The following is an 8,090-nucleotide window of genomic DNA, read 5'->3' on the forward strand; positions in this document are numbered from 1 at the left end:
CTGAAGGACAAATTAAAAAGTGGCCAACTTAAGAAACAGGCGCAAGCCGAAGTTTCTGAGTAACCACGATCAGGGGTGGGTCCGTTTTACTTTGGCAGGGTGGGTCACAATTCGATCGGTATTGACAGAGAGCAGGTGACTCCTCGTATAACAAGAAATAACGCATGCGTAACTCCAGCCATTGAGGCCTCGTCACTTATAGAGAAATACATATCATCACCCCATAAAGTTCTTATACAGCAACAGAATACCGATAAGCAGCAGTGCTGCTCCAGATATATAATTTAGAATTACAGTCACACGTTGGTTTTTTTGTGACATTTTTGCTAGCATTCCTCCCGTCAATCCAGCTGTCAAATCGATAGGCAAAGCTGTTGCTGGAACAATTAGGGAGATCAGTAAAGCTTCTAGAGGAGTATATCCACCCGATAGGATTAATCCTGGTAGGATAGAAAGATAGAAAAGAATAGTTTTTGGATTCAAGAACTCGACTGAAACAGCCTGAAAGTACAATTTTGACAATTTATTCCTTTTCCTATCCACACTAAGAGATTGAGGTCCTCCAGTATTCCTTGCCTCCTTTAATGCATCCCAGCCAAGATATAAAATATAGACGCCACCAATTAGTGCGACAGCATTTGCCACATGTGCGTTCTGAGCAACGATAGCGGTCACCCCTAGTCCTGCTAGAATCGCATGGATTGAACTTCCAGAAGCAAGCCCCAGAGCAGATACAGCCCCTGCAGCCTTTCCTTCGCTGATACCTCTGGCACTGACAAACAGCAACGAGGGACCTGGACTTAAATTAAGTAAAAGTGCGGCTAATGCGAATGCGAGAATACTAGTATGTTCCATAATTATCCTATCACAAGTGATGTTAATGCTTTATAGTTGCAGGTCAGTACGTGTTGAGACTTAACCATATTATTTTCTCCATTTGAAGAAATAGTCATGCAGGCTCCTGACTGAATTTTTTTTCTGCATTTCATGCAAATACCAGCTTTGCACATATGCTTCAGTTCAATATTATTCTCCAGAGCTGAATCTAGGATAGTATCCTCAGGGATAATTCCGAAAACGTCTTCATTATGCTTGACTATAATCTTTCGTGGTAAGTAGTTGATATGGTATGATCTATTTTTATTGTGTTCGGACTCTTTCAGCACAATCTCGGGGTAAATACTATTCTTACTGAAGATACGCGTAATATTTTCGAAAAGGTAGTTGCCAATAATAATGAATCTATCAAACTTGGTCAAATAGAATGACACTGATATGGCCATCAGAAGCCCATTATCACTCCAATTTTTTTTGATATAATTTATATCTCTGAGATAACATGTCTCATAAAGATTGACAAACTCTAAAGACAGGATTTTGATTTCTTTATCATCATGGAAGTTAATTTCAAATATGGAGCATTCCTCATTATATCCATAAGGATCATATCTTGAAACTTTCAGTGTCAATACTTCTGCAACATCGTCATTATGTCGAATCGCTCCCTTGATGAGCAGTGTTCTATTACTCATTAAATTCTACTCCTCCGGGAGCATGAAATCATTATTTAGAAATAACTTTCAGCACTTCCCTGCCGACGAATATCCAGTGAGCAACAATGGAAACCACCTCCCACAGTCCTGCCATGACGGAATGATGCGGGTATTACCTCTAACCCACAGCGCTCAAGAATCTCAGCTAACTTATGCTGATTCCTCTCTACAATAATCGTCTTTTCATCTATAGAAAGAACGTTCATTGCGATCCAAACGGACGCTCTAGCCCAGTCAAAAGAATAACCGATATCTTCGGGATCATTAAAGAAAACGAGTTCCCAGTTTTTAAATTTGGCCGGGATATCTGCTGGGGTCATTCTCCCTGCATTAATTAATGCTAATCCAGGGCGTAGTAATTGCATAGTTGTTCCAACATGATCACTGCAAATTGACATTTGATGGAAGTTAAATTTCTCGCCAAAGGTTCTTTCCAGCCACTCAAATCCGGCACGATTTCCACTATTGCTGATGTTATAGAAAATATCTTTTCCGCAACGCATTATGTTGGCTGCATCGAACAGGGGATCATTCTCCGCCAGGTAAGGCGTTGCACCGTCCCAAAGATAAGTATCATCAGTTAAAATTGGTTTTGGGGCTGAGAGCCATTTTTCACCTTTTGAAAAATACTCCCGAGTGATATTGCGGAAAGACTGGCTCTCGAAGTATCGATTCCGTGACGGCATAGGCACTTCGATCAATGTATCGCCAAGTACCAGCATGCAATCTCGAGGCATTAGAGCATGGGATTGTTGAGATGCCCAATGCGGAGTCTGGCAGACAACATCCAGGTTGATAGCTTCAGGTCGTCTTACTTTTACCCCATAACCTTCCAAAATGGACGTCAACTCCTGAAAATCTTCTTCCATTTCACTTTTTACACGTTCGATAATTGGTGTTGGGTTTTTTTGCTGAACAAAATCCTCCTGAAGATCAAAGAAATTTCTGGAGGAAATATCTAAATCTGGGAGGGTGAGATTTTTAGGACTGCCTAGAATGATTTCTTCTAACCTACCCCAATCGCTGTAACTGTTAATGATATTCATTTTTCATCCTGTTTTTTAGTGAAACCCAAAGCGAAAGACTGACCTGTCGGCATGACTTCCAGAACGTTGATGTTTACATTGGCTGGTAATGAGAATGTCCAGAAAACTGTTTCAGCAATATTATCTGCGGTGAGATAGGTTTTTTTTTCATACAGTGAATCCGCTTTTTCCACATTTCCTTTGAATCGAACTATGGCAAATTCAGTTTTAGATAAGCCCGGGGCAATGCAGGATGCCCTGATGTTAGTACCTTCTAGATCGGTTTTTAGGTTGAGTGTGAAATTATGAACAAACGACTTAGTTGCACCGTATACATTGCTCCCGATGTAAGGATAATAAGCGGCTACTGAACCGATATTGATAATATGACCTTGGTTTTTTATCTTGAAAATCTCCAGCATACGTCTGGTGATATGTAAAAGGGCCAATATATTTGTGTTAACCATAGTCTCCCAGTCACTGATATCATTATCCTGGGCTGGGCCAAATCCCAATGATAATCCTGCATTGTTTATTAGTGCTATAATGTTTCCGAAATCTTTTGGTATGTTATCAAGACATTCATCAACTGAATATTTATCGGTGATATCCATTGCTAGTGCGTGAACTTTTCTAGGAAAATCCATTGATAACTCCATCAGCTTTTCCTTACGCCTCGCTATTGCAATGACATTATATCCTTCGGCAAGAAAGCGACGAGCAATGGCTTCTCCGAAGCCTGAGGATGCTCCAGTGACAATTATCGTTTCCATTTAAGTCTCTTTTTATAGGTTAATTTTCTTGCTAAAAGGACAGGTCCAAACTTGCTGATTCGCATTCCCCGCATACTGCCTAGCTTCGCTTTGTTCACCAAAGTCACTTAAATTTGGATTTAGTATCCCTTGAATTTTCATCTCTCGCCGTCGTATTTCCTTCTGCATTTTCTGGAATGCGCCGTCAGCCTTAAGGTATCTGAATTGGCGATGGGCGTTGAACACGAGGGCTGGAAAGGGGGCTTGCCGGCTGATCCTGGAGGAAGAAGGATGTAACCCCACGATAAAGAAAGGTTCCCCTATCAGAGAAAAGCCAAAATCTGGAGAGTATGGATCAGCGGAGGACTCCTTACTCCATTCATATCCAGCCTGAATATCAAGTTCATGTAAGCGAGTGAGGGTTGTCCAGACAAAGTCTTCAAATTCAGCTTCGGACTGTATGCCCTGATCGCTGAAGGTTAGAACAAAAGTGGCGTTAGTTTTACTCAGAGTTTCACGAATACCGGCGAATTGTTGTAGAAAGCCATATGCATCTTCAAGGGTCACTTTGTTGTCGAAGCAACAATCACGATGAAGCAATGTTTTCAGGTAAGACGCGGTTTTCGCAGCTATGCAACTAAATGAGTCGGATTCAACAAAAGCCATGAATTTTTCAAAAATTTCTGGACTATTTGTAACTGAAATATCATCCCTAGACATAACCCAGTCTCGCATAAGTTTTCATAATATGTGCATAAAATTAATTTCCACAACATGGGTGTGTCAACAGATATTTATGTAAATATTTTGACATCAAGAATGCTTTTCGCTTCATGTTCATTAATTTCATGATGTTATAAAATAATGAAGTTTTTTATAGTGTTTTTTTTGAGTGATAATATTATTTTCATTGAAAAATTATTAGCTAAATAATTTTTATATATAATAAAATTGAATATTTATGCCATATAAAGTGTGATGATTGGCACTGCCTTTAGATGATGTTGAGTGCGGAGGGGAAAGCTACGGGTAGACCTTGCGTGCTCCATTATGGAATGGTACACAGCATGAACGAACTATCTTTAATGCCATATTATGCTCAAGTTCTGCCGCACCTTGTCCCCCAGGCAAAATCATTTGGGGGCATAATAGGGGGCATGGTTCAAAATCGAAATTGATAAAACTGAGTAAATTCAACTGAAGTTGCCATCAAATGCGACTCCTGTGATCTCCCTGACCATTTTCCTATGCTGAACGATACGGCTATCTTTAATGCAATGAGCCAGCTCGGCCGTGCGCGGGCCATTCGGAGGTCAATATGCGAAGTCTGGAAGATCAACTTGCCGCTTATGCCGCCTATCACCGCGATGCGCGCAATATCGCCACGCATTTTATCGGCATCCCGCTGATCGTCGTCAGCCTGCTGGCGCTGCTCTCCCGGCCGGCGTGGGGCGCGGGAGGGTTGCCGTTTTCGCCGGCCTGCGCGGTGGTTATTGTCGCGGCGCTCTATTACCTGCGGCTGAACCTGCGCCTTGGCATCATGATGCTGGCGTTGCTGCTGCTGTGCCTCGGGTTCGGCGCCTGGGTGGCGTCGCTGTCGACGGCGGCGTGGCTGAGTATCGGCATCGGCGGCTTCGTCATCGGCTGGCTGTTTCAGTTTGTCGGGCACTTCTGGGAGGGGCGAAAACCGGCGTTTATGGACGATGTGACGGGCCTTATCATCGGCCCGCTGTTCGTGCTGGCGGAAGCCTGCTTCCTGGCCGGCGGGCTGCGCGAACTGCAACGGAACATCGAAATGCGCGCGGGCAAAGTGCGCAATGGGAGGGCATGAGGTGGGCTTGATTCCTACGGTGATGGACGCCGATATTAACCCCTCCCGCTGCACTTTTAACAAATTTGCAAAAGTCTTTTAGCCTCCCGCCTGCTTATCTTTGTTGTGATCAATGTCATACTTTCGGCATCTTAACTGTTCCCGCGCTTCGGCAGCGGTAAACCGGAGTTGTTGCATGAAAGTGAATTATCCCTTGTTAGCGCTGGCGGTGGGGGCGTTCGGCATCGGCACCACCGAATTCTCTCCCATGGGTTTGCTGCCGACCATCGCCAAAGGGGTGGACGTCTCCATTCCGATGGCCGGCATGTTGATCAGCGCCTACGCCGTCGGCGTGATGGTCGGCGCGCCGCTGATGACGCTGCTGCTGTCGCACCGGGCGCGCAGAAGCGCGCTGATTTTCCTGATGGCGATCTTTACCCTGGGCAACGTGCTGTCGGCCATCGCGCCGGATTACACCACCCTGATGCTGTCGCGCATCATCACCAGCCTGAACCACGGCGCCTTCTTTGGCCTCGGATCGGTGGTGGCCGCCAGCGTGGTGCCGAAAGAGAAACAGGCCAGCGCCGTGGCGACCATGTTTATGGGGCTGACCATCGCCAATATCGGCGGGGTGCCCGCCGCGACCTGGCTGGGTGAAACCATCGGCTGGCGCATGTCGTTCCTGGCGACGGCCGGGCTGGGCGTGATCGCCATGCTGGGGCTGTGGTTCTCGTTGCCGAAAGGCAGCGCCGGCGCGCGCCCTGACGTGAAACGCGAGCTGTCGGTGCTGGTGCGCCCGCAGGTGCTGACCGCGCTGCTGACCACCGTGCTGGGGGCGGGCGCGATGTTCACGCTCTATACCTACATTTCGCCGGTATTGCAGCACATCACCGAGGCGACGCCGCTGTTCGTGACGGTGATGCTGGTGCTGATCGGCGTCGGTTTCTCGATCGGCAATTACCTCGGCGGCAAGTTCGCCGACCGTTCCGAGAGCGCGACGCTGAAGGGCTTCCTGCTGCTGTTGGTGGCCATCATGCTGCTGATCCCGTTGCTGGCGCGCAACGAGATCGGCGCCGCGGTGAGCATGGTGATTTGGGGCGCGGCGACCTTTGCCGTGGTGCCGCCGCTGCAGATGCGCGTGATGCGCGTGGCCAGCGAAGCACCGGGGCTGTCGTCTTCGGTCAACATCGGCGCTTTCAACCTGGGCAACGCGCTGGGCGCCGCCGCCGGTGGCGCGGTGGTCTCCGCCGGTTTGGGCTACAGCTTCGTGCCGGTAATGGGGGCGATTATCGCCGGGTTGGCGCTGCTGTTGGTGTTACTCACCGGCCGCACCGCGGCAAAAGTCGTTTACGCCAACGGCTAAGCGACGGCGTGCGGCGGTTTTTTATCCGCCGCACGCCGTTAGCCGCATAAAACATAAATGCTTATCCACTCCCGCCCCCCATTTATCTGTTCGGCATCAACTCTTAGCCGCTATCATTACCCATGTATATGCATGGTGGCCGTTTGCACGGCACCTCTGGGATAATGAAAGACCTGCCTAAGGAAAGATCCACATGAGAAATATCTTCTTCTTCGACGCGATGCTGACGCCAAAAATCATCACTGCCGTTTACTGGCTGGCGCTGTTGGGCGTGTTGATCAGCGGCATCGGCATGATGTTCTACGGCGAGTTCTTCCGTGGCCTGTTCGGCATCATCGTCGGCGGCGTGTTCGTGCGCGTGGCGTTCGAAATGATCATCATTGCGTTTAAAAATAACGAATATCTGCGCAAGATCGCTGAAAAACCGTAATTGCCTCAAGACGCCGGGCTTGCCCGGCGTTGTTTTTCTCTCCGCTCCTGGCTAGTCGAAGCCGAGCAGGCTGAACGCATCGTCCTGCGGGTAGTAACCGAGCAGGCGGCTGGTCTCTTCCAGCGATAACCGTTTGTAGCGGTTATTGGAAACCCCATGCACCACCGCATATTGCACCCCTTCGATGCGAATGCAGCGCTCCAGCAGATCGGCGGCGTCGCGATGGCTGAGAAACGCGCTCATGTCGCGGGCGCTGAGCCGATCCCCCGGGCTTAGGCTGGTGAAGTTGGCGATGCGCACCGACAGGGCGGAAAGCCCTTCCTGATGGGCGAAGTAGGCGGCGATGACTTCGCCGAACGCCTTGCTGGCACCGTACAGGTTTTTCGGTTTCGGTGCGTCATCCGGGCGGATCTGGTAATCGAGCGGATAGCCTTCCACCGCCTGCGCGCTGCTGGCGAACACCACCCGGCGGCAGCCGGCGTCTTTCGCTGCGCGGAAGATATTGAAGGTGCCGAGAATGTTGTTGTCCATCAACGAGCCGCAAAAGTCGGCGTCGGGGGAGGGATCGGCGGCCAGATGCAATACGGTGTCGATATTGGCGCAGGCCGCGCGGCAGGCGTCGAGATCGGCGATGTTGAAGCTGATGACCTCATCGCCGGGTTGCAGATCGTTCAGCAGGTTGATGTCGCGTTCTGCCAGGCGCAACGCGTAGCGGTTGCCGATCGCCAGACGAAATGCCGTGGCTACCCGGCCGCCGGCGCCGGTGATCAGAACCCGTCCCAACTCAGTCCGCAACGTCATGGTCGCTGTCATCCCTACAATCGATTACGCGTTGACCAGTAATAATCGCCCACGTGACTTTTGTCCAGTTGTTTTAATTAGTCATTCTGATGTTTTTTTTGCCATTATCAATGGCGTACGGTGATTTTTTCGCAGGTGAATATCGTGGAGTGTTAACGATATTCAATCAGGTTTGGCGATATATTTGCCTTATAGGGTGCGGATTATGGCTAAAGAATGGGGGGTGGTAGCCTGTCTCTTGATCAGATCTCTTGCTCGAGAGACTTGGCCAGCAGATAACCCTCAAGGATGGTTTGCAGTTTGAACCATCCTTCCCATAATCTCTCCCATCCCACTCGACCCGTGCGTTTACTGTC

The 8,090-nt window shown here is 48.7% G+C and carries 9 protein-coding genes; 3 read left to right on the plus strand and 6 right to left on the minus strand.

What is annotated here, in order from left to right; all coding sequences use genetic code 11:
- Nucleotides 1–216 precede the first annotated feature (216 nt).
- The 5 genes from M6G53_RS24505 to gntA are packed head-to-tail and all read right to left on the minus strand — an operon-like array spanning nt 217 to nt 4,050.
- The gene (locus M6G53_RS24505; RefSeq protein ID WP_253335108.1) at nt 217–855 is read right to left on the minus strand and encodes a LysE family translocator; all 639 of its coding nucleotides are present in this window, start codon (nt 853–855) and stop codon (nt 217–219) included.
- 2 nt (nt 856–857) lie between these two features.
- Nucleotides 858–1,532: a 2Fe-2S iron-sulfur cluster-binding protein gene (locus M6G53_RS24510; RefSeq protein ID WP_253335110.1), complete on the minus strand. Its 675-nt coding sequence runs from the start codon at nt 1,530–1,532 to the stop codon at nt 858–860.
- Between the two features lie 35 nt (nt 1,533–1,567).
- The gene (locus tag M6G53_RS24515; RefSeq protein WP_253335112.1) at nt 1,568–2,599 is read right to left on the minus strand and encodes a hypothetical protein; all 1,032 of its coding nucleotides are present in this window, start codon (nt 2,597–2,599) and stop codon (nt 1,568–1,570) included.
- Nucleotides 2,596–3,351 carry an SDR family NAD(P)-dependent oxidoreductase gene (locus M6G53_RS24520; RefSeq protein WP_253335114.1) on the minus strand — a complete coding sequence of 252 codons (756 nt, stop codon included), beginning with the start codon at nt 3,349–3,351 and terminating at the stop codon, nt 2,596–2,598. Before M6G53_RS24520 ends, M6G53_RS24515 begins: the two co-directional genes overlap by 4 nt.
- 12 nt (nt 3,352–3,363) lie before the next feature.
- On the minus strand, nt 3,364–4,050 hold the full coding sequence (gntA, locus tag M6G53_RS24525; RefSeq protein WP_253335116.1) for a guanitoxin biosynthesis heme-dependent pre-guanitoxin N-hydroxylase GntA: 687 nt from the start codon (nt 4,048–4,050) through the stop codon (nt 3,364–3,366).
- 598 nt (nt 4,051–4,648) lie between these two features.
- Between gntA and M6G53_RS24530 the strand changes: the two genes are divergently transcribed.
- From M6G53_RS24530 to M6G53_RS24540, 3 genes are all read left to right on the plus strand, one after another.
- Entirely contained in the window at nt 4,649–5,161 is a 513-nt protein-coding gene (locus tag M6G53_RS24530) for an Mpo1 family 2-hydroxy fatty acid dioxygenase (RefSeq protein ID WP_253335118.1), read from the plus strand.
- A 175-nt stretch (nt 5,162–5,336) separates the two neighbouring features.
- Nucleotides 5,337–6,503: an MFS transporter gene (locus tag M6G53_RS24535; RefSeq protein WP_253335120.1), complete on the plus strand. Its 1,167-nt coding sequence runs from the start codon at nt 5,337–5,339 to the stop codon at nt 6,501–6,503.
- Between the two features lie 193 nt (nt 6,504–6,696).
- The gene (locus M6G53_RS24540; protein WP_019452598.1) at nt 6,697–6,933 is read left to right on the plus strand and encodes a DUF4282 domain-containing protein; all 237 of its coding nucleotides are present in this window, start codon (nt 6,697–6,699) and stop codon (nt 6,931–6,933) included.
- A 51-nt stretch (nt 6,934–6,984) separates the two neighbouring features.
- On the opposite strand, the gene M6G53_RS24545 is transcribed toward M6G53_RS24540, so the two are convergent.
- Entirely contained in the window at nt 6,985–7,734 is a 750-nt protein-coding gene (locus M6G53_RS24545) for an NAD-dependent epimerase/dehydratase family protein (RefSeq protein WP_253335122.1), read from the minus strand.
- Between the last annotated feature and the right edge of the window lie 356 nt (nt 7,735–8,090).

This window comes from Serratia nevei, assembly GCF_024160145.1.
Taxonomy (GTDB): Bacteria; Pseudomonadota; Gammaproteobacteria; order Enterobacterales; family Enterobacteriaceae; genus Serratia; species Serratia nevei_A.

Excerpts from the sequence above, each read along its gene's own strand:
- M6G53_RS24535 (WP_253335120.1), top strand. The coding sequence starts at position 5,337 with ATGAAAGTGAATTATCCCTTGTTAGCGCTGGCGGTGGGGGCGTTCGGC.
- M6G53_RS24545 (WP_253335122.1), bottom strand. The coding sequence starts at position 7,734 with ATGACGTTGCGGACTGAGTTGGGACGGGTTCTGATCACCGGCGCCGGC.
- M6G53_RS24530 (WP_253335118.1), top strand. The coding sequence starts at position 4,649 with ATGCGAAGTCTGGAAGATCAACTTGCCGCTTATGCCGCCTATCACCGC.
- gntA (WP_253335116.1), bottom strand. The coding sequence starts at position 4,050 with ATGTCTAGGGATGATATTTCAGTTACAAATAGTCCAGAAATTTTTGAA.
- M6G53_RS24515 (WP_253335112.1), bottom strand. The coding sequence starts at position 2,599 with ATGAATATCATTAACAGTTACAGCGATTGGGGTAGGTTAGAAGAAATC.
- M6G53_RS24520 (WP_253335114.1), bottom strand. The coding sequence starts at position 3,351 with ATGGAAACGATAATTGTCACTGGAGCATCCTCAGGCTTCGGAGAAGCC.
- M6G53_RS24540 (WP_019452598.1), top strand. The coding sequence starts at position 6,697 with ATGAGAAATATCTTCTTCTTCGACGCGATGCTGACGCCAAAAATCATC.
- M6G53_RS24505 (WP_253335108.1), bottom strand. The coding sequence starts at position 855 with ATGGAACATACTAGTATTCTCGCATTCGCATTAGCCGCACTTTTACTT.
- M6G53_RS24510 (WP_253335110.1), bottom strand. The coding sequence starts at position 1,532 with ATGAGTAATAGAACACTGCTCATCAAGGGAGCGATTCGACATAATGAC.